General features: G+C 69.7%; 29 protein-coding genes. 25 read left to right on the forward strand and 4 right to left on the reverse strand.

Going from position 1 to position 23,654, the window contains the following annotated elements; genetic code table 11:
• Nucleotides 1–172: 172 nt before the first annotated feature.
• From BJF86_RS17840 to BJF86_RS17285, 3 genes are all read left to right on the forward strand, one after another.
• Nucleotides 173–334 carry a hypothetical protein gene (locus BJF86_RS17840; protein ID WP_158068362.1) on the forward strand — a complete coding sequence of 54 codons (162 nt, stop codon included), beginning with the start codon at nucleotides 173–175 and terminating at the stop codon, nucleotides 332–334.
• Entirely contained in the window at nucleotides 331–1,050 is a 720-nt protein-coding gene (locus BJF86_RS03240) for a hypothetical protein (protein ID WP_143553662.1), read from the forward strand. The genes BJF86_RS17840 and BJF86_RS03240 overlap by 4 nt, the downstream gene beginning before the upstream one ends.
• 296 nt (nucleotides 1,051–1,346) lie before the next feature.
• The gene (locus BJF86_RS17285) at nucleotides 1,347–1,592 is read left to right on the forward strand and encodes a hypothetical protein (protein WP_143553663.1); all 246 of its coding nucleotides are present in this window, start codon (nucleotides 1,347–1,349) and stop codon (nucleotides 1,590–1,592) included.
• A gap of 66 nt (nucleotides 1,593–1,658) precedes the next feature.
• Here BJF86_RS17285 and BJF86_RS03250 read toward each other — a convergent pair whose 3' ends face one another.
• Nucleotides 1,659–2,534 carry a hypothetical protein gene (locus BJF86_RS03250; protein WP_075816953.1) on the reverse strand — a complete coding sequence of 292 codons (876 nt, stop codon included), beginning with the start codon at nucleotides 2,532–2,534 and terminating at the stop codon, nucleotides 1,659–1,661.
• Between the two features lie 245 nt (nucleotides 2,535–2,779).
• Between BJF86_RS03250 and BJF86_RS03255 the strand changes: the two genes are divergently transcribed.
• The 4 genes from BJF86_RS03255 (at nucleotide 2,780) to BJF86_RS03265 (ending at nucleotide 7,046) form a co-directional block, all read left to right on the forward strand.
• A complete protein-coding gene (locus BJF86_RS03255) occupies nucleotides 2,780–3,169 on the forward strand; it encodes a hypothetical protein (RefSeq protein ID WP_075816954.1) in 390 nt (129 codons plus the stop codon).
• Nucleotides 3,162–4,532 (forward strand): hypothetical protein, encoded by a 1,371-nt coding sequence (locus BJF86_RS03260; RefSeq protein ID WP_075816955.1) that lies wholly within the window; start codon nucleotides 3,162–3,164, stop codon nucleotides 4,530–4,532. Before BJF86_RS03255 ends, BJF86_RS03260 begins: the two co-directional genes overlap by 8 nt.
• Nucleotides 4,533–4,589: 57 nt before the next feature.
• Complete coding sequence (locus BJF86_RS19710) at nucleotides 4,590–4,811, forward strand: plasmid mobilization protein (RefSeq protein WP_414819926.1); 222 nt, start codon at nucleotides 4,590–4,592, stop codon at nucleotides 4,809–4,811.
• A gap of 207 nt (nucleotides 4,812–5,018) precedes the next feature.
• A complete protein-coding gene (locus tag BJF86_RS03265; protein ID WP_075816956.1) occupies nucleotides 5,019–7,046 on the forward strand; it encodes a hypothetical protein in 2,028 nt (675 codons plus the stop codon).
• On the opposite strand, the gene BJF86_RS03270 is transcribed toward BJF86_RS03265, so the two are convergent.
• The gene (locus tag BJF86_RS03270) at nucleotides 7,039–7,311 is read right to left on the reverse strand and encodes a hypothetical protein (protein WP_075816957.1); all 273 of its coding nucleotides are present in this window, start codon (nucleotides 7,309–7,311) and stop codon (nucleotides 7,039–7,041) included. The genes BJF86_RS03265 and BJF86_RS03270 overlap by 8 nt on opposite strands.
• A 157-nt stretch (nucleotides 7,312–7,468) precedes the next feature.
• Between BJF86_RS03270 and BJF86_RS03275 the strand changes: the two genes are divergently transcribed.
• The 18 genes from BJF86_RS03275 to BJF86_RS03360 all read left to right on the forward strand — a co-directional run bounded on the left by BJF86_RS03275 (nucleotide 7,469) and on the right by BJF86_RS03360 (nucleotide 22,168).
• Nucleotides 7,469–8,389: a ParA family protein gene (locus BJF86_RS03275; RefSeq protein ID WP_075816958.1), complete on the forward strand. Its 921-nt coding sequence runs from the start codon at nucleotides 7,469–7,471 to the stop codon at nucleotides 8,387–8,389.
• A gap of 359 nt (nucleotides 8,390–8,748) precedes the next feature.
• On the forward strand, nucleotides 8,749–9,006 hold the full coding sequence (locus BJF86_RS18605; protein WP_237768059.1) for a hypothetical protein: 258 nt from the start codon (nucleotides 8,749–8,751) through the stop codon (nucleotides 9,004–9,006).
• Between the two features lie 4 nt (nucleotides 9,007–9,010).
• Complete coding sequence (locus BJF86_RS03280; RefSeq protein WP_075816959.1) at nucleotides 9,011–9,496, forward strand: hypothetical protein; 486 nt, start codon at nucleotides 9,011–9,013, stop codon at nucleotides 9,494–9,496.
• 33 nt (nucleotides 9,497–9,529) lie between these two features.
• Nucleotides 9,530–10,033 carry an HU family DNA-binding protein gene (locus BJF86_RS19715; protein WP_414819927.1) on the forward strand — a complete coding sequence of 168 codons (504 nt, stop codon included), beginning with the start codon at nucleotides 9,530–9,532 and terminating at the stop codon, nucleotides 10,031–10,033.
• Between the two features lie 51 nt (nucleotides 10,034–10,084).
• The gene (locus BJF86_RS03290) at nucleotides 10,085–10,309 is read left to right on the forward strand and encodes a helix-turn-helix transcriptional regulator (RefSeq protein ID WP_269087248.1); all 225 of its coding nucleotides are present in this window, start codon (nucleotides 10,085–10,087) and stop codon (nucleotides 10,307–10,309) included.
• A gap of 490 nt (nucleotides 10,310–10,799) precedes the next feature.
• Nucleotides 10,800–11,399 (forward strand): hypothetical protein, encoded by a 600-nt coding sequence (locus BJF86_RS03300; protein WP_075816961.1) that lies wholly within the window; start codon nucleotides 10,800–10,802, stop codon nucleotides 11,397–11,399.
• A 356-nt stretch (nucleotides 11,400–11,755) separates the two neighbouring features.
• Nucleotides 11,756–12,307, forward strand: coding sequence for a hypothetical protein (locus tag BJF86_RS03305; protein ID WP_143553667.1), 552 nt, complete (start codon nucleotides 11,756–11,758; stop codon nucleotides 12,305–12,307).
• Between the two features lie 103 nt (nucleotides 12,308–12,410).
• Entirely contained in the window at nucleotides 12,411–13,016 is a 606-nt protein-coding gene (locus BJF86_RS03310) for an SAF domain-containing protein (RefSeq protein WP_237768060.1), read from the forward strand.
• 4 nt (nucleotides 13,017–13,020) lie between these two features.
• Nucleotides 13,021–13,809, forward strand: coding sequence for a hypothetical protein (locus BJF86_RS03315; protein ID WP_075816963.1), 789 nt, complete (start codon nucleotides 13,021–13,023; stop codon nucleotides 13,807–13,809).
• 296 nt (nucleotides 13,810–14,105) lie between these two features.
• Nucleotides 14,106–15,428 carry a CpaF family protein gene (locus tag BJF86_RS03320; RefSeq protein WP_083652676.1) on the forward strand — a complete coding sequence of 441 codons (1,323 nt, stop codon included), beginning with the start codon at nucleotides 14,106–14,108 and terminating at the stop codon, nucleotides 15,426–15,428.
• Entirely contained in the window at nucleotides 15,425–16,285 is an 861-nt protein-coding gene (locus BJF86_RS03325; RefSeq protein WP_075816964.1) for a type II secretion system F family protein, read from the forward strand. Before BJF86_RS03320 ends, BJF86_RS03325 begins: the two co-directional genes overlap by 4 nt.
• Nucleotides 16,282–17,196, forward strand: coding sequence for a type II secretion system F family protein (locus tag BJF86_RS03330; RefSeq protein WP_075816965.1), 915 nt, complete (start codon nucleotides 16,282–16,284; stop codon nucleotides 17,194–17,196). The genes BJF86_RS03325 and BJF86_RS03330 overlap by 4 nt, the downstream gene beginning before the upstream one ends.
• 112 nt (nucleotides 17,197–17,308) lie before the next feature.
• Entirely contained in the window at nucleotides 17,309–17,494 is a 186-nt protein-coding gene (locus BJF86_RS03335; protein ID WP_075816966.1) for a hypothetical protein, read from the forward strand.
• Nucleotides 17,494–17,958, forward strand: a complete 465-nt coding sequence (locus BJF86_RS19720; RefSeq protein WP_083652677.1) for a TadE/TadG family type IV pilus assembly protein — start codon at nucleotides 17,494–17,496, stop codon at nucleotides 17,956–17,958. The genes BJF86_RS03335 and BJF86_RS19720 overlap by 1 nt, the downstream gene beginning before the upstream one ends.
• Nucleotides 17,912–18,370, forward strand: coding sequence for a TadE family protein (locus BJF86_RS03345; RefSeq protein WP_075816967.1), 459 nt, complete (start codon nucleotides 17,912–17,914; stop codon nucleotides 18,368–18,370). The genes BJF86_RS19720 and BJF86_RS03345 overlap by 47 nt, the downstream gene beginning before the upstream one ends.
• Nucleotides 18,371–18,417: 47 nt before the next feature.
• Complete coding sequence (locus BJF86_RS03350) at nucleotides 18,418–18,810, forward strand: pilus assembly protein (protein ID WP_237768061.1); 393 nt, start codon at nucleotides 18,418–18,420, stop codon at nucleotides 18,808–18,810.
• Nucleotides 18,810–19,136 carry a hypothetical protein gene (locus BJF86_RS03355; protein ID WP_143553669.1) on the forward strand — a complete coding sequence of 109 codons (327 nt, stop codon included), beginning with the start codon at nucleotides 18,810–18,812 and terminating at the stop codon, nucleotides 19,134–19,136. The genes BJF86_RS03350 and BJF86_RS03355 overlap by 1 nt, the downstream gene beginning before the upstream one ends.
• Complete coding sequence (locus BJF86_RS03360; RefSeq protein ID WP_158068364.1) at nucleotides 19,121–22,168, forward strand: LysM peptidoglycan-binding domain-containing protein; 3,048 nt, start codon at nucleotides 19,121–19,123, stop codon at nucleotides 22,166–22,168. Before BJF86_RS03355 ends, BJF86_RS03360 begins: the two co-directional genes overlap by 16 nt.
• A gap of 73 nt (nucleotides 22,169–22,241) precedes the next feature.
• Here the strand turns inward: BJF86_RS03360 and BJF86_RS03365 are convergent, their stop codons facing one another.
• A complete protein-coding gene (locus BJF86_RS03365) occupies nucleotides 22,242–22,835 on the reverse strand; it encodes a hypothetical protein (protein ID WP_075816971.1) in 594 nt (197 codons plus the stop codon).
• Nucleotides 22,832–23,593, reverse strand: coding sequence for an ATP-binding protein (locus tag BJF86_RS03370; protein WP_075816972.1), 762 nt, complete (start codon nucleotides 23,591–23,593; stop codon nucleotides 22,832–22,834). Before BJF86_RS03370 ends, BJF86_RS03365 begins: the two co-directional genes overlap by 4 nt.
• Nucleotides 23,594–23,654: the final 61 nt, after the last annotated feature.

The raw sequence follows: 23,654 nt of genomic DNA on the forward strand, positions 1-23,654 counted from the left end.
GGGCCTGCACGTCGGGACCTGGTCTCCCGGCCGCCGAGGTGAACGCTCGCGCCGCGCCGGCGACTTGTGGAAGGTATGGGTGGTCCACCGCCCATCTTCGGCGCGGCCCCGTGCCCCCTCCCCATCCGGGGCCGTGCGACGGAGGCCCGTGAGGTGAGGCAGGTGCTTGGAGATGTCGGAGTCGGATCCCGGGTCGGAGCGTGACCTGCTCGACCAGACGCGGCAGCAGCTGGTGGGAACCTTGGAAGACCTCGGGAAGCTGCAGGAGGCGCTGGAGCGGCTGCCCCAGGCAGCTCCCGACGTCGTCGACCAGACCGACGGGACGGTCCGGTGAGCACGCCGCCGGCCCTGCCCGAGCGCGGCTCCTACGCAGTATCCACCGAGGAACTCGCCGGGGTACTGCACCAGGCGGACAATCGGATCCGCATGGCTCGGGACAGTCTGGACGCGGTGCACCAGGACGTCTCCAGGTCACTGGTTGCCCTGGGTGAGGTCGAGATCGAGGTCCGCAAAGGCGAACGCGGTGTCGGGCATCCGTTCGCACTGCAGCAGGCATTCGAGGACCTGCGTCGCCGCTCAGAACAGGCTTCCGTCGACGCCGGTGAGGTGCGCGAGCACCTGGGGCACACGCGCGGCGCCTTGGCGGCGGGGCAGGTGCTGCTGGCGGGGATGCCGGCACCGGACACCGATCAGGAACGGGTGGACCGGGACGCGATGCACACCCGCCTGGGGCGGCTGCATCAGAGGATCGGTGAGATCCTGCCGATCGCCGAGGACCTGACGGACCGGACCAAAGCCACCGGCGAGCTGGCCACCCGGGGCCGTGACCGTGCCCGGAGCGACCGGGCCGAGGTGCACGACCTGAACCAGGACGTCGCGAGGTCGCGCGTGGTGGCCCGCGACCTCGACGGCCCGGTGGACGCGGCCGAGGTCGACGTGCACCGGGCGGCTGGGCAGGCGCAGGCCGTGGCCAGCGCCGCCAGGCTGCGCACCACCCAGACCGGTCGACACCACGGCCCCCAGGTCGCGCCCGCCGGGATCCGGCGATGAGCCGAGAGGCGTCCCCACGAGACACACGGGGCAGCGAGCTACCGACGCTGCTGGCCAACGCGCGAGCCGAGCTGGCCACTTGCCACGACCGGCTCCTGGCCCGCTGGTCCAGCCTCGTGCAGGCCGAAGTTTGCCTTTCTCCTCTGCGCACCGGTCCCACGCACCACGAGGTCCTCGGTGGATGGGCTGAGCTCGCCGGGAGAGTCAAGGAAGACCACCAGCTGTGTTCGAAGGTCCTCGGTCAGCTGCACTGGGCATGCCGGGTCGACAGCGGCGACATCGGCACACCCACTCTGGTGACCGAGACCCTGCACACCGCGATCACCCACGCAGCGTCCCTGGCTTCCTGCCTCGAGGCGGCCGCGCACACCCTCCACACCGCCGGCGCCGACCCCGGCGGCCTGGTCGAGACGGCGGCCATGTGCCGGCGCTTCCTGGGAGCCGCCCAGCACGACCTGGACCGGGTCATCGCGGACGTTGCGCAGGCAGCCTCCCTGGTGCCCCCTCCCCCACAACGGTGGCACCTGCGGGCCGTCATCTAGACCCGCTGTCTCCCTGGGCCCGGTCGTGTCCCCCGGTCACGAGCGGCTGAACCCGCCCCGCGGTGACTAGGCCCAGGGCGCCACCGCACAGGCTGCCGATCCCGCGCCGGGCGACCCGGGCCCCTCCGGTGCCTGGGCAGCGGCGGTACCCAGGGCGTACACCCGCTCGTACATCGGGGGGGAGGGGTCCACCTGCAGCAGCCAGCGCGCGAACGGGCCCGCTAACCATGTCCCGGCGAGGGCGGCGTCCGCGAGCCGCAGCCGCCCCTGTGCCCAGGAGCGACCCCAACGGGGCACCAGGTAGGTCAGGACGAGGACAACGATCGCGGCCACGTGGAACGGGTTGCGCTCGACCCAGGCGAGGTAGACAAGGACCGGGACGTACAACCCGCGCAGCCCCCACCCGGCCCGCAGCATCGGTGTGAGCAGAGGCAGCCGGATCGAGGCCAGGAGGTGCCAGGGCCACGAGGCCGCCTGCACCGCCGGCTCCCACCGGGTCGCCCCGGAGCGCAGCAGCCCCAGCTGGTGCCCGACCCGGGCGGTGGCCTGCTCACCGGTCAGGGTGCGCCGGCGCAGCTGCGCGATCACGTCCTGCCCGAGCAGGATCGTGCGCGACCCGTAACCACGCACATCACCACCGGCGACCACCCTCACCCGTAGGCCACGGACGTGCAGCTGTTCGAGCTCTTGCGCGTGGCGCACCGGTGCGGACATCGTGAACTGCTCCGACGGGGTCAACCGGCGGGCACTCCGGACCAGGGCGGGCACCCATCGTTCACCCCACGGCGGGCACGCGGAGAGCACGGCGAGCGGCCACAGCAGGAGCACCGCCCATTCCGCCATGGCGGGCAGGACCGGGCCGATCGTCACCACGACCGCCACGCTGACCGTTACCGGCGTGACGGCATCCAGGATCATCGCTCGCCGCGCCGGGCCGTCCATGGGCGTTCCTTCCAAGGGGTGTCACCAAAGCGCATGACGCACTGTGCCGTTTCCGGCAGCGGTGAACGCCTGCCGCGCCCCCCATGCCTTGTGGTGGGTGTGAGACGAGTTTGCCCACAGCCACCGACAGACCCTTCCCGTTGTCCACAACCTGGGGTCGCCGGCACCGCAGGTGGGACCTTCCGTGGCTGGATAGGTGCTGCGGCGGGCTATCGGGTCCGCGCGCACCGTCAAGGAGGTCCGTCATGAGTAACACCACTACCGCCCTGCCGCCGCTGCAGCGTGAAGGGATCCAGCGACTGGCCCAGGTCGCCGCTGTGCTCTACCAGGCTCAGCACGAACTGCTGGCCCACCCCGACACCGATGTCTACGGACTGACTCTGGGCGACGTCGTCGTCCTGGTCGACGACGTCCTCGAGCTCCTGCCTCCGGGTGTGATGGTCCGGCATCAGCTGGCCTGTGGTGAGGATCCGCTCCGGCTACTCCGGGAGGCCGAGGTGCTGCTGACCGGGCTGACCATCGCGGCCTACCCACCGGGCACCTCCCCGGTCGTGTCCCAGCTCATTGACGCCGCACGGAACCTTGCAACCGCACGTGGCATGCCCTACCCGCCACCGGAGCTGAGCGATGAGTGAGCTGGACGACCAGCTGGCTCGCCTGGAGAGGGTCGCGGCGGCACAGTTGCACGACGTCGTCGGAAGGGACCCGATCGAGGCGCTGCGAACTCTGCCTGAGGTCGTGGAGGCGGCCGCCGGGATCTGGGCTGCTCTGCCCGAGAGTCCGCAGGTCACGGCTGACAGCGATCCCATGGATCGTCTCCTGCAGGCCACGCGCACCATCGGCCAAGTGCTCCGGACGCACGGTGGCGCCTATGACTCCGCCACGGCGCGGGATGAGGGGCTGCTCCCGCTGGGTGAGGCTCTGACCGAGACCGAGGCCCTCGATCTGACCAGCAGCGACCCGGCCGTCGCCCGCGGGCAGCTCATGCACATCGTGCACTTGAGCGCGCACGCAGCCCGGGTGCGGGTAGCCGGCGACCTCATCGGCCCGGCGACCCGCGGTCAGGACCGCCCGCTGCTGCAGCGCGGACTCGCAGAGGCCACCTCCGTCGACGAGCTCTCCGGGTCCTACCTGCGACAAGCGCATTCGCGTCGGACTACCCACGCCGCGCAGGAGCCGCAGGATCCGCGAGATCTGGGGTTGATGCTGGCACGGTGGGACATCACAGCTCACCGCGCGATCGTCACCGCCGACCATCCCGCCACGCTCATTCACCTCGCTGCGGGTCAGTCCCTGTCCTACCAGGCCCTCCAGCCCCTCCTGCGCGCGATCCAGCCTTCGGGGGTAGACGCGCAGAGCGAGCAGCTGATCAGTCGGCTCGAGCAGGCTGGTCGCGCCTGGACCGACCTCGGGGCGTTCTGGCAGGACCTGCAGGGAGCACCCCGCAGCAGCCCAGTCGGCGATCGAGCCCTACTCGAGGCGTTCAGAGACCTGCGCACCGGGTTCCGTGACGTACTCATGCGACCGAACGGGGAACCCCGTTCCGCGGAGGAGACCGTCTCCCGCCTCGACGTGCGTGACACCCTGGAGAGCATCCACCAGATGCTGGTCAGCACCGCCGGCCACGCCCGCGCTGTCGACGACGTCACCCAGAGACCCGAACGCATCCCGGTCAACGCCCGGGCCGGGCAACGCGCGCTGACGACCTACCTGTCCCAGGAAACGTACCCGGACCAGTTCCTCAACCAGGACGGGTCCGCGGTCATCACCCCCCGGGACATCATGCTCGACCGGCCCGTCCCACTCCCCCAGGCACTGCGCGCGGCTGCTGAGCAGCACTCCACGGAAGTGGTGCGGGCCTCCACCGCGGCGTTTCACGCCAGCGGGCTGGCGCCGACGGTGTCGGCTCCGCCATCACCGGTGCGGGGAATGTCTCGTCGGCCCGAGCACGTGGACCCCTCCCCCGCCGGTATCTCAAGGACCTCGCCTGCGCGGTGACACGCCGCGCCAGGCACGATGCAGTCCAGACGGTCGCGAACTGGCTAGGGTCGATTCATGGCAAGTGGAGCAACGCACCGTGCGCCGGGTCGCACCGCAGTCGTCACTCTCCGTCTCTCCCCCGAGGATCGGGCACTGTTGAATCAGATGGCGTCCGATCGGGGGCTGTCGATGCAGTCTTACCTCGAGTCCGTGGCCTTCAACCGCGAGGTGCCGCCACGGCGCCCCTCTGGTCCCGTGCGTCGTAGCCAGGACGAGGAGCTGCCGATGACTGGGTGAGACCTGACCGGGGCAGTGCCCCGGCAAAGACGAAGGCCCCCTGCGCCAACAGGGAGCCTGAGCGTCTGAAGTTGTTCGGTCCGAGCGCCAACTCGGAGCGAGTGCAAGAACTCCCGAAACCCAATGTGAGGAGGTTCTGTGCTGCCCAGCGTAGCACCATCATCTCAGCCTGCCCCTGCGGCGAGCGTTCGGCGTGTCCCTGCCGTAGTGACCCAGCTGGACCAGGCATTGTTCCAGGGGTCGGGGTGGTTCGTGATCGACGCGAAAAACCAGCGGGTTCCGGGCGTGGTCGTGACCTCGGCCGAGCAAGGCCTGGACCTGATCGGACGAGGTCTGGTCGCGTCCGTCGTCGGGAGGCTTGTCGACGACATCAGGGCGGTCGACGTCGACCTGACCGGTGAACGTGGCCACGCGGTGACCGAGACGATCGCGGCATGGTGCCGCGATCGCGGCCTGTGGCACCTGGTGCGGCCCTCGGGGGGCGGTGAGGGGCGTGCGCACGTGCTGGTCGCTGTCGGTGGCCACGGCGACGGCCTGAGCGAGCACCTGGAGCAGCTGCGGACCCGGTGGAGGGCCTCCCGCACCACCATCGACCTGCGGTCCACGCTCCGGCCGCTGTCGGCCCCGCACCGGACCGGCGGCTGGACCGCCCCCCTGGGTCACCTCACTACCGCGTTGACCACGCTACGCCGAGCGACCACGGCACAGCAGGGCCGGACCAGCCAGGCACACGACCAGCCACCGCCTGGTAGCGGCCCGCCCCGCTCCCCCAGCGTGGGCCTACTCCCCCGCCGCCACCGTGGCCGCCGCGACCTCCCCGCGCCCTGGGAGAAGTACCTGTCTCAGGGCGTGCGGCCGGATATCGCGGCCGACCAGCCGGCCAGCCGCTCGAACTACGAAGCCCTAGCCACCGCCCACCTGCTCTGGGCCGGCCACGACCCGCAGAGCGCATGGTCGCGGATCACCACGGCGCACCCGAAGGCCTTCACCAAGGCACGCGCCAAGGGGCGCACCTGGTGGACCACACACGTCTGGGACCCGGCCGTCCGGGCCGACGACAACCACACCGGCCCGGCGAGGCCCGACGACACCACCGCCGCCGCGATCGGACACGCCAGAGCCCAGCTGACCGACGCAGCCTGGGGAGTACCCGAGCGCTCCCGCCCCTACTTCCTCATCATCGGGCACACCGTCCTGGACCGGATGGAGCGCACCGGGCACCGGCGCATACCCGTCCCGGAGCGGGACCTGGTCCTGGACACCGCCCTGACCGACCGTCGCACCATCCGCCAACACCTTGCACGCCTCGAACGCACCGGGGTCCTGAGGATCCACCGGGACACCCTCGACCCCGCGGAACGGGCCACCACCAGCTACGAAGCAGAGATACCGGCCGCACCAGACCAGGTGGGGGGACAACAGCAAATCCCCCCACCTGGTTTTCACACCCCCTCCCCCGAACGCCTCCCCGAAGGCTGCCCCGCCCACACCTGGCTGCTGCTACGCGCTCTGACCGAAGATCCCTTCTCCCCCACTGACCTCGCAGTTGCTGCCCAGATGTCCCGCACACCCGAGCTCACCCCAGGCCAGCAACGGACACTTCGCTGCGCGCTGACCTGGTTGGCGCAGATCGGGTTGGCCAGGTGCGACGAGCACGGTAGGTGGCGTCGCGGCCCTGGACTCGACCCGACGGCGGCACACCAGGCCGACATCCGCCAGCAACAGCTTCGTGCTGCGATCGAGGCAGAGCGAGCTGACTACAGGGCACCTAGGCCGTCGTCGTGGCGTGCGCAGCAGGCCCTCGCGCACAAACGTCAGCGAGCCAAGGAGGTCGCCTGGTGGCGGGCACTCTCCCCCGCCGAGCGGTCATCGCGCCGAGCCGCTCTGGAGGAGCAGTTCTCCGCGAGCAGCGTCCAGGAGCAGCACACGGTCAAGACGAGTCTGGTGCGTCGACAACGGCGGCTCGGTCTCGACCCCGTCCGCCGGCACCAGGCATGGGTCGCCGCGCATGCCAACGACGAAAGGCGCCTCGAGCGCGCCGAATCGTACGCAGCACTCCCCCCGCCACTGCAGGTCGCCCGCGCCAGAGCCTGGCACCAGCATCGAGCCGATCACGGAATCCCACGCGACCTGCAGCCCCGCGGCCGCATCGAGCGCGAACTCAGCACTGTTGTTCCGACAGCCGCCGACGGCCTGGCGACCCCCGAGAAGCGGACCAGACAGATCGTCAGCTGACGGTAGCGTCGGCCAGGTAGTAGCGCAGAGCCGCCGCGCACAGCGCCGACCTCGGGGAGGCCTTCGAGTTCACCACCAGCTCGTCGATCGCGGCCACGTTCATCCTGTGCAGCTGTGGGGCAGCTCGGCAGCTGCACAGCCGGCCGGAGGGCCGGAGCAAGAACCCGTCGTCGACCGTCGTTTTCGTCTCACCCGCGGCCAGCAGGTCCGCCAGACGGCCCTGAGCGGCCGTCAGCGCGTCCATCAGAAAGTCGCCCTGGGTCACTTTCGTGGCCAGGGCACGCAAGCGACCTCAAGGACAACAACCCCCCATGTCATGGGCCATGCTATACGTATAGCTATGGGTATAGCGGGTGTGTCATGTCTTACTAAGAAGCGTGTTGCTACTGAGGCGCAGGTGACTAGTCGGTAGCGTGTGCAGTATGGATCAGTGGTCTGAGGCGTTATCTCGTGTGGTGTTGGTTGCCAACCGCAAGGGTGGTGTGTTGAAGTCCTCGGTCTGTCGTTCCGTCGCGGGTGTCGCGGCGGGAGAGGGACTGCGTGTGTTGGCGGTCGATGGAGACCCGCAAGGGAACTTGTCGGGGGTTGATTTCGGGCTCGAAGGTGACCGTGGGCGGAACCTGGCGATGGCAATGCAGTACGGCTCGGAGATAGTCCCCACGCAAGTTTCGGACCAGATGCATGTGGTGTGTGGCGGTCCGGAGTTACAGGGCGCCTTGGGGGCGTCCCTGACCCCTGGAGCCGAGGTGTCTCTGGAGGAGAATCTGCGTGCCGCTCTGGGGCGGTTGTGCGAGATGAAGGGTTATGACCTCGTATTGGTGGACTCGGGGCCGGGTGACACGAGGCTGCTGGATGCGTACATGGCAGCGTCCCGATGGCTGGTGGTCCCCACGATCTGGGACGAGGGATCTCTCGCGGGTGTGGAGACTGTCGGAGCCCGTTACGCACGGGCGGTGAAGGCCGGCTCGGAGATCGAGCTGTTGGGCGCGGTGCTGACCAAGGTCGACCCGGCGGCGTCGAAGCAGAATCGAGAAGTCCTGGAGGACCTCGCTGCAATGCTCGGTGACGTCCCACCGTTCACGAGCACCATCAGGTACAAGCGGGCGGAGGCTGCCGATGCTCGTAGATACGGACTGAGTGCCCGGGAGGTGTCTGTGGAGGCAGTCAGGCAGCGCCGCTCGCGTCTCGAGGGCCTTAGGGCGCGGGCGAACGGGCAGAAGGCACAGGGCGACAGCGTGAGTTGGTGGTCCAGGGGCTCGAAGTCGGGCACCGGGCTGGCTGACGACTACGAGGCGTTGACCAGAGAGATCCTGACCAGGATGCGCGAACGGAGCCTGGTATGACGGAGTTACGGAGAACAGCACGACGGCGCACCAATGCCTTCGATGCCTCCCGGGCAGCTGAAGACGAGCCGTCGATGCCGCCGGTCCCGACCGAGGAACCACTAAAGGACCTGCTGCCGCCGCGGTCGGCGGACGCGGACCACAAGCCGTCCCACGTCGCTGAGAGGACCAGAGAGCTGGCTGCGCGCCCTCGTGGACTCGGAGGCAAGGGCACCGGGGGAGGCGGCGGCATCGTGACACGATCCGGGAAAGTGCCAGCGGACCTGTACGCCCGCGCCCAGCACCTGGTCAAAGGGGTAGGCCGTCCCTCATGGGGGCAGGTTGTGGCCTGGACGTGTGAGCAGCACCAACAGGCCGTGGTGGACGAGGTCCTCGCGCTGGTCAAGCCTGACCTACGCGCACCTCGTGGTCAGAATGTCGTCGCGACAGGACGAACTCAGGTGAACGCCCGGCTCAACCCGGCGGAGTACACCGTGTTCGACCAGACCCTGGCCACCGCCGTCGAGCAGGCAGAGGAGGCATACCCGGGTCTGGGAAGGGTCCCAGTTACTGTTCTGGTGACGGCGGCGATTGCTGTTGCTGCCCGCACCGTGGACACGTCAGGCGACGATGCGTAATCCGATGCCGGCTGGCGCGGCTCCTGATCCCGAAGTGCCCTCGAGCTGGGTCGAAGGGATTTGGGTGCTGCTGGACTCACCAACGGCCAGTGCCGTCGCGGTTCTTGTCGCGGCAGTCCTCGCCTGGTTCGGCGTGAAAAGGCAGATCGAGGACGCGCGGCAAGCCAGAGGGGAGCAAGCGAGGCTGGACCGCGAAGCCAGGGCCGAGCAAGCCGAGTTGGATCGGCAGTCTCGAATCGACCAGGACGCCCTGGACCGGGAAGCCCGACGCGAAGAGACAGAACGTGAGCGCGGCAGCGAAGCGCGACAGCGCTGGTGGACCATGGCGAGTATCCTGTGGGAGAACGCCGCAAGCATGCCCGCCGAGCGGGTCTGGGACGCAGTTAAGGCGATGGACTCAGAGGATCTAGCAAAGGAGCAGGCAACGATGCTGGACTTGATTCTGAACCGTGCCCTGGACGCCGAAGTAGAAAGACCAGGGGTGCGATGAGTGAGCGCAGAATCCCCGGAGAGGTTTAGCGGCATGAGCAAGAAGGTCATCGTCGAGGCCGTCGCCCGCGAGGCAGGCATGACCCCGGCCGCTGCCGACAAGGTCGTCAGCTCGGTCCTCGAGGCCATCTCGGCCGAGCTCGAAAACGGTGAGAAGGTCTCCTTCCCTGGTTTCGGCACCGTCGAAGTCGGCGCGCCCGCCGCCCGCACTATCCGCAACCCGCAGACCGGCGCGTTGATCCGGAGTGCCGAGAGCAAGCCCCCCGCCTCCAAGGCTCCCGCGTTCAAGTCTCCGCGTCAGGCCCAGACCTTGCTAGCAGACTCCCCTGCCTCAGACGAGGGCAGCGCCCGCGAGGTGGATCCGCAGGTAGTTGTTGTTCCCGTTGTCGTCTCCTCGAGTTCAACTGAACCCACAGAACATAGGCAGGGCGGTAGCCATGGTGATGTCCGATCTATGACGGAGCATCAGCTAGAGGATGCTCGTGAGTGGGCCCGTGCCCTGAGGGAGCGGCGGGACCGCCTCGCACACGACGCCTGAGGGACGGAGGCGGCCCTCAGAGCGAGGGGTGAGCACATAGAGTGTGTGCCCGTGCCGTCGGATATCTCGTGTTTTGATCCTGCCGTTCTGAGGGCGGCTCGGGAGCAGGCAGGGATGACACAGCGTGCTGTCGCGTTGGCCCTCGGGGTCGCCGGTGGGGAGCGGGTCTCGGCATGGGAGGCGGGGCGGGGAACCCCGCGCGATACGCAGTTGGCGGCCCTGGCAGAGATCGTGGGGGTGAGCGTCGACGAGCTCGTGCCGGGGGAGCGGGCGTGAGGCTGATGAGATTCAAGGCGGGTCTGTCGGTGCCGGCTTTGGCGACCGCGATGAGGGTTTCAGTGCGCACCGTGTTCCGATGGGAGTCAGGGGAGTACACGCGCCTTCCTCCCGAGGACGTCCGAGCCCGGCTCGCGAAGTCCCTCGACGTGGAGCCATGGAGGGTCGAGAACGCGTTCCACCACGATCGTGCCTGAGCCGTCCACAGTGGTGTGCCGGCGTGGCTGAGGGTAAAGACTTGGTCAAAGTGAGGCTGGGAGGAGCTAGATGCGGGCTAGCCTTTGGCTGAGTGAATAGTCTTCGCTGCGCAGGGCGGGGACCGCTGACGCGAAGGGCCTGGCAGGGGATGTCTACCGAGCTGTGCGAACAAGCGACCATGACAAGCAGTGCGCGGCGCTGTGACGCTAGTGCTATTCTGCCGTTTCAGATGAGTGGTGAACGCTGCGGGGCAGGCCGAGGCTTGTCGTAGTGATGAGAGAGGACTCCGAGAATGACTGACACATCGCGGGCCGCCCGGTTCGTGGTCGTCGCCGGTGCGACGGTCCTGCTGCTCGCTGCCTGTGACGGGGACGAAGGCGAGCTCTCCGGCTCGCCGACCAGCCCTGCACCGGTGACCTCCAGTGCGCCACCATCGACGAGTGAGACCGCCGCGACGAGCGAGACCCCCACCCTGTCGCCGGCCCAGCAGGACCGGTCCGACGTCGAGGCCACAGTGCTTGCCTACGCCGAAGCGCTAAGTCAGGCCTACGCGGGAGGTGACATCGAGGGCATCTACCCATGGTCGCGCGACGTCGCCCGCGACCAGTGGACGACTCAGATCATGGCGGAACGAGAGCAAGGTCTGACCATCTCAGGTCTGACTGATGTGGAGGTTCGCGAGGTTGCTGTAGACGGGGATCAGGCTGACGTTCTTGCGTGCGTTGACTACTCCGAGATTACGGTGTCTGACGCTGAGGGCCAGGACATCACCCCGGATCGGGAAACCGGAGATCTGATCCTCAACGACTACGTGCTTGAGCGCTATGACGATGGTGAGCACGGGTGGATCGTGGTCGACGATACGAGCCGGAGTGAACCGTGCGACGGCTGATCGGCTTGCTCGTGCTGGGGTGGCTGTTGGCTTGGGTGACTGCCCTGCCCGTCGCCGCGAATCCCGCCAACTGTGAGAAGCGCAGCGAAACAACAGGCCAGTGCTTGATCTTCGTGATGCCTCCACCACCGGACTACCCTCCCGGTGGCGGTGGCGGCGGTGAGGAGGGGGGCGGCACCGGCGAGAACGTGTGTTGGGACTGGGTGCAGGAGGCTGAGGTCGCTTGTGTGGTCGGTGGCTACTACTGGTCCTCGTCGTGGGCGTGCCACACCAAGTACGCGGACCCGCAGCCGGGCTGGTCGGACCCGGTGTGGTCTGGGCGCACCGATGGCGCGATCTATGAGTGCGCTCGGGGGGTGACGTTGACGGACCCGCTGCCGACCTCGAGCACGCTGCGGTGGTCTGCGGCCCCGCCGTGGGGTGCGCCACCGGACCCGCGTGAGCTCGCGGAGCAGGCGGTGGAGTCGATGCAGCTGCGCGCGATCGACATCGGGATCACCCCGCTGTCGTACACGGAGACCGGGAGCATCGGCCTGGTGGGCCTGCCGCAGTGGCTGTGGGTCGACGACGAGGGCCCCTCGACGTGGGGACCGATCACCAGGACCGCGACGTCGGGCCCGTACTCGGTCACCGCGACCGGGACCGTGGATCGGATCGAGTGGGATATGGGTGATGGGCAGGTCATCGTCTGTGACACCCCCGGCACCCCGTACCAGGAGTCGTTCATGGACTCGCGGTCCCCGGACTGCGGGCACGACTACTACGAGGACGACGGCTTCTACGACGTGTCCGCGACGTCCTATTGGGTGATCCGGTGGGCGGGCCTGGGCCAGTCCGGAACGATCGAGCTCGACTTCACCCAGACCACACAGATCGCCATCGGCGAGGTTCAGGTCATCACGCAGTGACCACCGGCCAACTCCAGGAGAGATGATGACGTCGACCACCACGGCAGCCCCTCAGGGGCAGTTCCCGGCCGCGGAGGGCACCCAGACCGAAGCCTCGGTTGAGGTGACTGCCCCTCCCAAGTTGCGCCGGCGTCCTATCCAGGTCTTGCTGGCCCTGGCCCTGGTCATTGCGGGTGCCTTGCTGGCGGTGTGGGCCTGGTCCGCGGCCACGGACAACGTCTCGGTCGTGGCGCTGCGGGAGACCGTGCCACGCGGGTCCCAGATCGGCGCCGAGGACCTGATGGTCGTCCAGGTGAACTCCGACCCGGCGCTGCGGACCGTGCCAGGCGATCAGCTGGAGTCGTTCGTGGGCCAGCGTGCCGGGCTGGACTTGAGCGCCGGCACGTTGCTGTCCCCGGACGTGGTGGTCGAGGAAGTCGTCCCCGGTGCCGGCCAGTCCGTGGTGGGGTTGGCCCTCGCGCCGGGGTCGCTCCCGGGTGAACCGCTGCAGGTGGGGGACCGGGTCCGGGTCGTCGGGACCGCCGGGCAGGGTGACCCGGCGCAGGTGTCCGACCCGGTCGAGATCCCGGCCGAGGTCGCCAACTTCAGCGTGAGCGAGACCGGGCAGGTCATCTTGTCCGTGGTTCTGGACGAGACCAGGGCGGGCGAGGCCGCAACGTGGGCCGCCGCGGGCCGGGTCGCCGTAATCCTGGACAGCAGCGAGGACTGAGCGCATGTCCGTGATCGCCCTGACCTCCGCCTCGGGTTCTCCTGGGGTCACCACCACCGCCGTGGGGCTGGCGCTGAGCCGGTCGCGTCCGACGATCCTGGTGGATGCCGACCCCACCGGTGGGTCACCGATCCTCGCGGGATACCTGCGTGGGCAGAGCATGCCGACCGATTCCTTGATCGACCTGTACGTCGCGCACAACCAGGGACGCCTGCGCGAGGCAGTCCCGCAGGCGACGCTCACGCTGCCGGATACCAAGGTCACCCTGATCCCTGGGGTCCGCTCGCACGTGCAAGCAGGGGCCCTGAGTGGGCTGTGGGACCCGCTGCTGGGCGCGTTGAAGGCCCTGGGGGGCACCGGCCAGGACACGATCATCGACCTTGGTCGGCTCGGGCTGGAAGGTGCCGCTGGCCAGTTGATGCTCGGAGCCGACCTCACCCTGCTGGTGGCCCGGTCGGACCTGGTGTCGCTGTCCGGGGCGCGCTCGTGGGCTAACACCTTGCGGGCCCGCTTCGAGGAGTTCGGCGCCGGTGCCGCCCTGGGTGTGCTGCTGGTCGGTCCGGGCCGCCCGTACAGGGCCAAGGAGGTCGCCGCCGTGATGGGCGTCCCGGTCGTCGCGACGGTGGAGTGGGACCCCAAGACAGCGGCCGTGTTCTCCGCCGGTGCCCAGGTGCGCAAGCTGAACCAGGCACCGCTGGTGGCCTCGTTGCGGTCCGCGGACGCCGCGATCGCGGCCGCGGTCCAGGCCGCGAAGGAAGAGTTGATCGACACCGGGGAGGGTGCGGTCGGATGAGGCTGGAGACTGATCAGACGGCGCCGGCCGCTGGCGGGGCTTCGGCCGACCCGGCTGGACTGCCCCTGTTCGCTTCCGAGGCCCCGCCGGAGGGGCACCGGGAGCCCCGCCAGGGGGAGCCGGGTAACCAGCCGGGCCGCCCCGGTCGGACTCGGGGGTCGTTCAGCCTGTCCGGGCTGGGCTCACAGCAATCCTCGCTGCGCGTCGTCCCGCCCTCGGACCAGGCCGCCGCAACGCAGACCACCGCAGCTGGCCGCCCGGCGGGCGACTGGCGGGACAGTGACAGCCTGGACTGGATGCTGGTGGCCACGCTGCGGCAGGAGGTCGCCGACCGGCTGAGCCAGGAGTCCACCGGGAACCTGCTGGAGGACCGCGCCGCGCAGCGCGAACGCGGCTGGGCCATCATCACCGACCTCCTGAACCGGGAGTCGACCGAACGTGTCCGGGCCGGACAGGAGGCCTGGACGGTGCCGCAGGCGGGGCGCCTGGGCCGCGCGGTCCACGACGCCGTGTTCGGGCTCGGCCGGGTGCAGCCCCTGGTCGATGACGACGATGTCGAGAACATCATGATCTTCGGACACGACCGGGTCGTGCTGGGCCTGACCGGTGGGCGGCAGGTCCCTGGGCCCCGGGTCGCGGACAGCGACGAGGAGCTGATCGAGTTTCTGTCCTTTGTCGCGAACCGGTCCGAGGTCAACGCACGCCCGTTCAGCCCGGCACACCCACGGCTGCACCTGCGCCTGGACGGTGGAGCCCGGCTCGCGGCGCAGGCGTGGGTCTGTCCCCGCCCGCAGGTCGTGATCCGCCGGCACCGGATGCAGGAGGTCTCGTTGGACGACCTGGTCGGCCTGGACGCGCTGACCCCGGTCGCTGCCAACTTCCTGGGCGCGGTCGTTCGGTCCGGTCGTTCGCTGGTGGTTTCCGGGGCGCAGGGCGCCGGGAAGACGACGGTGGTGCGGGCGCTATGCGGACAGATCCCTCGCCAGGAGGTCATCGCCACGTTCGAGACCGAGTACGAGCTGCACCTGCACGAGATGACCGACCGTCACCCGCTGTGCTACGCCTACGAGGCACGCCCCGGGTCAGGTGAGCTCGGCCCCGACGGCCGCCGCGCCGGTGAGGTCACCCTGGGCGAGCTGCTCTTCGACTCCTTCCGGATGAACTTGGACCGGCAGATCGTCGGTGAGGTCCGGGGGCCCGAGGCGATGGCCATGCTGAAGGCGATGCAGTCCGGCACCGGGTCGATCTCCACCACCCACGCACCGCACGCCGTTGGCGCCATCGAGAAGCTCGTCACCTGCGTCATGGAAGCCGGGGAGCACGCGAACCACGCCTTCGCCGTCCGCGCGGTCAGCGCCTACATCAACGTCATCGTGCACGTCGCCAAGGACGTCGAACCGCAACCGGACGGCACCGCCAGGGTGTACCGGTACATCTCGGAGATCCTGGTCGTGACCCCGGGGGAGAAGCAGCTCGGGTACGCCACCACCACGGTGTTCAAGGCCGAACCGGGGACCCGCGTCGCGACCCCGCAGATCTTGCCCGACCAGTACCGGTCCCTGGCCCACCACGGTTTCGACCTCGCCGGCTACGTCGGCGGACAAGGACGGGTCGAATGAGCTTGGTGATCCCCGCCGTTGCCGGTGCCCTGATCACCGGCGGGTTGCTGCTGCTGGTCCTGGGCCTGACCCCACGCCCCGTCACGGCCCCCCGGCCACGCCGACGTATGACTGCGCGGGTACGGCTGACCCGGCGGACCCGGATCAGCCTCCTGGTCGGCCTCGCCACGGGTGTCCTTGTCGCGGTTCTGACCGGGTGGGTGGTCGCGATCGTCATCATCCCGGCGGTCCTGGTCGGTCTGCCCACCCTGTTGAGCGCCCCACCGGCCCGCGAAGAGCTGCGTCGGCTGGAGGCGATGGAGGAGTGGCTTCGGTCCGTGTCAGGGGTCCTGACCGCCGGCGTCGGCCTGGAGCAGGCGCTGATCACCTCGCTACGGTCCACCCCCGAGCCGATCCGCCCGGAGATCTCCCGGCTGGTGGGTCGGCTGCGGTCACGGTGGGGCACCGTGCCGGCGCTGCGACTGTTGGCCGACGACCTCGACGACCCCACCGCCGACCTGATCGTCGCCAACCTCGTGCTCGGCGCCGAACGGCGCGGGCCAGGCCTGGCCACCGTGCTGGAGGCGGTGGCCCGGTCTGTCGCCGAGGACGTCAAAGGACGACGAGAGATTGAGGCAGACCGGGCCAAACCCCGCGCCAATGTGCGCCTAATCACCGGCATCAGCGTCGTGGTCCTGGGGTACCTGGCGTTGACCGGCGAGTACGTGGCGGCCTACGGAACCCCCATCGGGCAGATCGCCCTGATCGTGCTGCTGACCGGCTACGTCCTGTGTCTGCTGTGGATGCGGATGATGACCCAGGGCAAGCCTCTGCCGCGGTTCATCGGGTCAGCCGTCCGCGAGCAGGTGCCGTCGTGAGCACGCTGCAACTGTTCCTCGCCGCCGGCGCCCTGGCTGGGGCCGGCGTGGCCCTGCTCGTGTTGCGCCTGCTGCCGGCCCATCCGGACCTCAACGAGACCCTGTCCAGGCTCTCGCCTACCGGCGCCCGGCAGATCCGAGAGCGTCACCAGCACCGGCTGACCCGCAGCAGCGACATCCGCGACGTCCTGGGCGTCAGCGGCGAACGGCTCCTGCCGAGCCGGATCTGGGGCCGGGTCAACGACCAGGACCTCGCCATCCTGCGCAAGACCCGGACCCGCTTCTATGGGGAGAAGCTGCTCTTCGCCGCACTGGGTCTGCTGGCCGGGCCGCTCGTGACGCTGGTGCCGACGATCTTCTGGGGCCTGCCGATCTTCATCCCGGTCGCGGCCTCCCTGACCCTGGCACTGGGCCTGTGGTTCATCCCCACCTACAACGTGATCGACGACGCCGGTAAGGCCCGCGCCGAGTTCTCCCGAGGACTGGGCGCCTTCATCGACCTGGTGGCCCTCGAGCGGGCCGCCGGATCGGGTCCCCGGCCCGCGATGGAGAAGGCCGCCGCGGTAGGCGACTCCTGGGCGTTCCAGCGGGTCCGCGAGGAACTAGCCCGGACCCGCTGGTCGGGCACCACACCGTGGGACGCGCTACGGCAGCTCGGTGAGGAGATCGGGCTGCACGAGCTCCACGAACTGGCGGACATCATGCGCCTGTCCGGCGACGAGGACGCTCAGGTGTACGACCAGCTCCGGGCCCGCAGCTCCGGCATGCGGTCGGCGACGTTGCTCGCGCAGAAAGCGGAGGCCAACGCCGTCTCCGAGCGGATGACTCTGCCGATGACTCTGCTGGCTGTCCTGTTCATGGGCATCCTCGTCACCCCGCAACTGCTGCGTCTGCTGGTCGGAGGGGGCTGAGCGCCACATCGAACCTTCACCCGCCCAAACACCGGAACACCGCACCCACGATCACGCCACCACATCGGCAACCCACCAGGGGGACCTTCCCCACATAGAAAGGGCCAGCATCATGAGCCGCACCACCACCCTGCACACCCGGATCACCAGGACGGCCCGCGCCCTGCACCAGGACGGTGAGCGCGGCGGTATCAGCGTCGAGCTCGTCGTCCTCGTCATCGGCCTGTTCGTCCTGGCCGGTCTGGTCATCGCCGGCGTCACAGCGTTCGTGACCGGCCAGTTGGGTCAACTGGGCTGATGATCTTCCGGAGCCGACGCTCACCGGCGGGCCACCCCCCAGGGGGAGGGCCCGCCGGTGAGCGTGGATCTGCCAGCGTGCAGATCGTCATCCTGGCTCCGATGCTGTTCCTGTTCCTGTTCATGATGGTCCAGTCCGGCCTGTGGTTCCACGCCCGTTCCCTGGCTCTGGGTGCTGCCCAGGACGTGCCCGGGTCGCGGCCGGGGAGCGATCGAGCGCCGGGGCCGGAGCGGCCGCGGCCAGCGACTTCCTCGCCAGCGGCGGCGGAGCAGACGTCCTCCTCGGTGCGTCGACCAGCGCGGCACGCTCAACGACCACGGCCACCGTCACGGTCAGCGGCACCGCACCCTCGCTCGTTCCCGGGTGGGCACCACCCATCGTGCAGTCCGCGAGTTTCCCCGTCGAACGGATCACCGGATGAGCAGCTCCCTCTCTCGTCGACCCGCCCGGACCCGGCATGGTGACCGGGGTGCGGTCGCGGTCGAGCTCGTGATCCTCGCCCCGGTGCTGCTCGTCCTCGTCATGATGATCGTGTTCGCTGGCCGGTGGGCGCTGGCCCAGCAAGCTGTGCAGGCCGCCTCGGCCGAGGCAGCCCGCGCGGCCTCGATCGCCCGCTCGGGCGGAGAGGCCGGCGGCGCCGCCGACGGTGCCGTAGCCGCCTCACTGACCAACCAGCATGTGCGGTGCGCCTCGCACAGCGTCAGCCTGGACACCAGCGCCTTCGGGGCGCCGGTCGGAACCCCGGGTCAGGTGAGCGCAACCGTCAGCTGCGTCGTGGACATGAGCGACCTGAGCCTGCCGGGGATCCCCGGGTCACGGACCTTGACGTCGACGAGCAGCTCCCCTCTGGACACCTTCCGAGGGAGGAACGGCTGATGAAAACCCGACGATGGCTACAGCGCGCCGACAAAGAGCGGGGGTCGGTGAGCCTATGGACCGTCATGCTCGCCTCGCTCGCCCTGATCATGGTGGGACTGGCAGTCGACACCTCCGGGCACATCCACGCCATGCAGGAGGCCCGCAGCCTCGCCAGGGAGGCCGCCCGCGCCGGCGGGCAGGAGATCGAGAAACCTCGCGGTGTGCTCGGTCAGGGCGCAGTCGCCACCCCTGTTCTCGCGGCTGCCGCGGCGAACTCCTACCTGTCCGCGGCCGGTGTCGACGGCTCAGCCACGGTCACCGGCCCCTACACGGTGCAGGTGGCCGTCACCACCACCTACTCGACCAGGTTCTTGTCCGTCATCGGGATCGGTTCGCTGTCCGCGACCGGTACCGCCGAGTCCCGCATCACCCGCTCCATCGAAGGGACCGAGCAATGATGCGCCGAATCACCGCGGCGGCACTGTCCACGACCCTCTTGCTGGCCGTGCTCGCCGGCCTGCCCGCCCTGTTGCTGGCCGTGGGCGGCAACCCGCTCCCGGACCAGCTCCCCGACCCGGACCAGGTGCGCCGGGCGCTGACCGCCCCCGACGACGGTCGCCTCGTGCTCGCCGCAGCGATCCTGGCCGGGTGGGTCTGTTGGGTCCTGCTCCTCGGTGCATGTCTGCTCGAGGTTCTCGACCAGGTCCGCGCGCTACGCCGGCCCGGGCACACCCTGCGCCCGCGCCCAGCCGCCGTAGCAGCCTGGCGATGCCACGGGCCTTGATGCGGCCCCTGGTCGCCAGCATCCTCACGCTCCTGGTCACCGCCCCCGCGGGCGCCAACCTCACCGCCGGACCGGCCATCGCCCACACCGCCACCGGCCCCGCGGTCCCCGAGGCGCAGGACCACCCCGGGTCCGGGCAAGGGCCCCGGCAGGCCGTCGCCGATGAGACGGCGACCTCCGAGGAGGGATCCGGTCCGGCCACACACACAGTGAGCCCGGGAGACACGCTGTGGCAGATCTCCGAGGACCACCTCGGGGCGGGGGAACGATACCGGGAGGTGTACGACGAGAACTCCGGGCAACTGAGCAGCCCGCACCTGATCCACCCCGGCACCGTCCTCAGGCTGCCCGGCACCCCGGAACGCATCCGCGACCTGGAAGCCATCGACGTGACGGTGGCCCCGGGGGATACCCTCAGCGGCCTTGCCACCCAGCACCTGGGGGACGCCGGCCGTTGGCCGGAGATCTACGCCGCCTCTACCCAGATCACCCAGGACTCCGGCGCCCGCCTCGTCGACCCCGACCTGATCCAACCCGGGTGGCAGCTGCACGTCCCTGTCGACGCCACCGACCTCGACGACCAGGGGGCCGCAGGCCCGCAACCTGAGACCTCACAACCACACTCAGGCGGGACCGCGCAGACACCGCCGGAGGATGTAGGACCCGACGCGGCGCCGGCCCGGGGCGCGGTCGCGGGACGACACTTGGGAGCCGTGTCCACCCCCGACGTCGCCATCGGCGAGGACACCACGCCGGCAGAGGGCTCGGCACCGGCCGCTGCCACGCAGCCCGGGGAGGCCGCGGCCGACTCAGAACAGGACGACCGAACGGTGCTGGGTGCCGTGCCCTGGCTGGTGGCCGGGCTCGCCGGGGGCGGTGGGATCCTCGCGGGGGCGCTGTGGCTAGCGCTGCGGGGACGGCGCCGGGCACAGTCCCGGCACCGCCGTCCCGGACTGCACGTCGGTGTCCCTCTGCCGGCCGAGCTCGCGCCATTGGAGCAGACCACCCAGACCGTCGGCGCGGTCGCCGCAGTGAGCCTGGAGACCCTGGACCGGGTCCTGAAGCACCTGGTCGCGCCGACTGCCGGCGACGCATCCGCGTCCGTGCCGCAGCTGGTCGCGGCACGGCTGAGCAACCGGGACGGCATCGACCTGTTCCTCGCCGACCCGCAGGACTACCTGCCCCATCCCTGGGAACCGATCGGCGACAGCGGCACCCGGTGGCGCCTCGCCAACCCCTTGACCGGGCCCGCACCAGATATCGACGCGCCCTACCCGCTGCTGGCGACCATCGGAACCGACGACACCGACGGCACCTGGCTGCTCAACCTCGAAGGCCTGCACGTCGCGATCTCCGGGGACCCCACCATGGCGCACGACCTGACCCGGCACCTCACCGCCGGGGCCCTGCTCAACCCGTGGTCGCAGAGCGTGCAGATCGACTGCCTCGGCATCGGACAAGAGCTGCAGCCGGTAGCCCCCTCACGGGTGAGCATCCACGACACCGACACCGACACCGACATCGACCTCGAGCACGTGCACCACCACCTGGAGCAGACCACCGCCCGCGCCAGGCACCACCAGGTGAGCGCCGCCACCGGCAGAGTCCACGGAACGGGAGACGACACCTGGCCCGCGCGCCTGGTCATCGCCGGGACCGACACCGAGCAGACCCGACAGCTCGCGGACACCATCAGCGCCGACCCAGCCCGAGTCAGCGCCGCCATTGTGATGGCCACGCCCGGCCAGGACCGGGCCGGGAACCCGTCTCTGCTGCTGGACCTCACCCCCCACGGCCGGGTCCAGGTCGCTGGTGTGGGGCTCGACCTCGTCGCCGTCGGGCTCACCGCCGACGAAGCGGCCGGGGTCGGGATGCTCTGCGCCGCCGTCGACGACCACCGCGAGCAACCGGTCCCCAGCCACGACGTCGACGACCCGCAGGACCTACGCCACTACATCGACCACTCCGGTGCGCTCCTCGAACCGCACCGGTCCACCCCGGCACATCAGGCGCCACACCAGAGCGCACCCGAGCTGCCGGATGACTCGACGGTGAACGGCACCGACGACCACGACGCCGCGAGCGTGCTCCCGGCACCAGCGCAGGACTGCGTGGCCGTCGCGGCGACCACGGAGGAGGACCTGCACCAGATCGCGCCACCGGTCACCACCCAGACCCGGGACCGCATCAGCGACGCCGACCCCACCCTGGATGCCGACCTCGCAGCGTGGCACGACCCGCAGAGCAAGCGCGCCCGGCTGCAGCTGCTGGGGCCGGTCCAGGCCCGCACCTCCGGCGCCCCGCAGTCCCACAGCAAGGGCTACCTCACCGAGATCCTCGCCTACCTCGCGCTGCGCCCCGACGGCGCCACCCCGGATCAGCTAGCGGACGACTTCGGCCTCACCCGCAAGAAGGCCCGCGACTACGTCTCCACCGTCCGCGCGTGGCTCGGTGAAGACCCCGCGACGGGGCAGCTGCACCTGCCATATGCCGACGACGTGGTTCGGCACGACGGGGTCAAGCTGTACCGCCTCCACGGCGTACTCGTCGACGCTGACCTGTTCAAACGGCTGCACGCCCGTGGGGTCTCCCGCGGCCCCGATGGGCTCACAGATCTCCTCGCCGCCCTGCAGCTGGTGACCGGCCAACCGTTCGACCGGCTCCGACCCCAGGGGTGGGGCTGGCTCTTCCAGGACGCCGAGCGCGTCGACCAGTACCTCGTCGTCGGTATCGGCGCCGTCGCCCACCTGGTCACCGTGCACAGCCTGGAGACCGGCGACCTGGACCAGGCACGGTGGGCGACCCAGGTCGCGAAGAAAGCCGACCCCTACGCAGAGACCCCGAACCTCGACCTCGCCGCGATAGCCATCGCCGAAGGCCGCCACCAGGACAGCGCCAAGCTGCTCCGGGCGCACGTCACAGACCGCAGCGACGACCACCTCCCGCCCCCCGAGCTGCCTGCACGGACCGAGGAGATCCTTGACCGGCACAAGGGCTGGTTGGAACAGTCTCAGGACGCAGCCGCCTCCTAGCCTGGGCGAGTGGTTGCAATAATCCCTAACTACTCACTGCGAACTCTGTTAGGCGAGTGGTCAGCAAGTTCGGCTATCGCTGCGGCCCTCGCTGCTGTGACCGGGGATGTGGCGGCACCTGCCGGTCTTGTCGTTGGCGAGCAGACAGCACCGGTGCCTCTGGGTAGGGCTGCGGCGAGGATTCGGCGTCCAGGGCGGCGCGCATCTGGTCCAGGGTGAGGATGTGCGCTGACCCGGACTCGGCGCGGGCTTCCTCGTAGCGGGCCAGGACGTAGGGCACGAAGACCGGCATACTCATCCGGACCTGACCGCGCCGTGGAGCGTAGATGTCGCCCTGCTCAATGAGTTTCTGTCTGACCATGGCTGCGCTCCGGTGGCTCCGGCCGAGAGCGGTTTCCATCTGTCGGGTGGTGGCGGTGCCGCCGTTAAGTGCGAGGGCGGCCATGTACTCCATCTCCCGGTCGGGCATCCGGTCCCACCTCGGGCCCAAGGTACGCCGGCTGATCTGACTGCCGGCACGTTCGATGCCCTCGCGTGCGTCCTGGACGGTGATCTGGTGAGGGCCGGCCGCCGCCTGCCAGATCTCGTGGGCGATGAACTGGATGTGGGCGGGGTAGCCGTTGGACGCCGTTGCGACCGCGTCGAGCGCGTGCGGGTGCCACGTCACGTCGTGCTGCTGGGCGGGGAGGCTATCGCCAGCTCGGTCTGGGTCCGGGTCAGGGTCAGGGGGATGTGCTCGAGGACGAACAGCCGGTCCGGGTGAGTCACGCCGGCGTTGGTGAGGACGTCGATGGTGTGCGGCAGCCCACTTGCGGCGAAGGCGACCGGGGAGGTGGGATGGTCCACGTTCAACCGGTGCAGGGCGGCCGCGATGAGAGTCAGGTCGCTGGGGTGAGCAGCCTGGAGCTCGTCGACCGTGACCAGCACGCCGCCGCCTCCCCGGTCCTGGCGTACGGCGTCGGCCACAGCGTCCAACGCCCGGGCGAGCTCGCCCGGGTCGTGGACGGGGCCGGGGCGTGGACTATCGGCGTCGCTGGTGTTGATGCCGACGCTAACTCCGGCCACGCCGACGCTGAGACCACTGAGCCGGGTCAGCGCCCCCTGCGCCTTACGCCAGACGCTCTCGCCCTTCTCCACCCTCGCCCGGGCCTGACCCGCCAGCGATTCCACCAGGGAGACGTGATGCTGGGCGGCCTGAAGGTGCACCACCTCGAAGTGGTGCTCCCGCGCTGCTTTCCCGTAGGCCGTGAGCAGTGAGGTTTTGCCCACCCCCCGGGGCCCGGTCAGCAGCATGTCTCGCGCTGCGACCCGGCCCTGGGCGACCAGACCGTTCAGGGTCAGCTGCCACTCGTTGACCAGGTCCTCGCGCCCTGCCAGCACCGGTGGGCTGTGCCCAGCGCCGGGGGTGTAGACCGTCCCCTCCATGAGTTCATCCTCACTTATCCAGTGTCAGTTGACTAAATCAACATACATGGTGGCGCGAGCC

The sequence above is a fragment of the Serinicoccus sp. CNJ-927 genome (assembly GCF_001942435.1).
GTDB classification, from domain to species: domain Bacteria; phylum Actinomycetota; class Actinomycetes; order Actinomycetales; family Dermatophilaceae; genus Ornithinicoccus; species Ornithinicoccus marinus.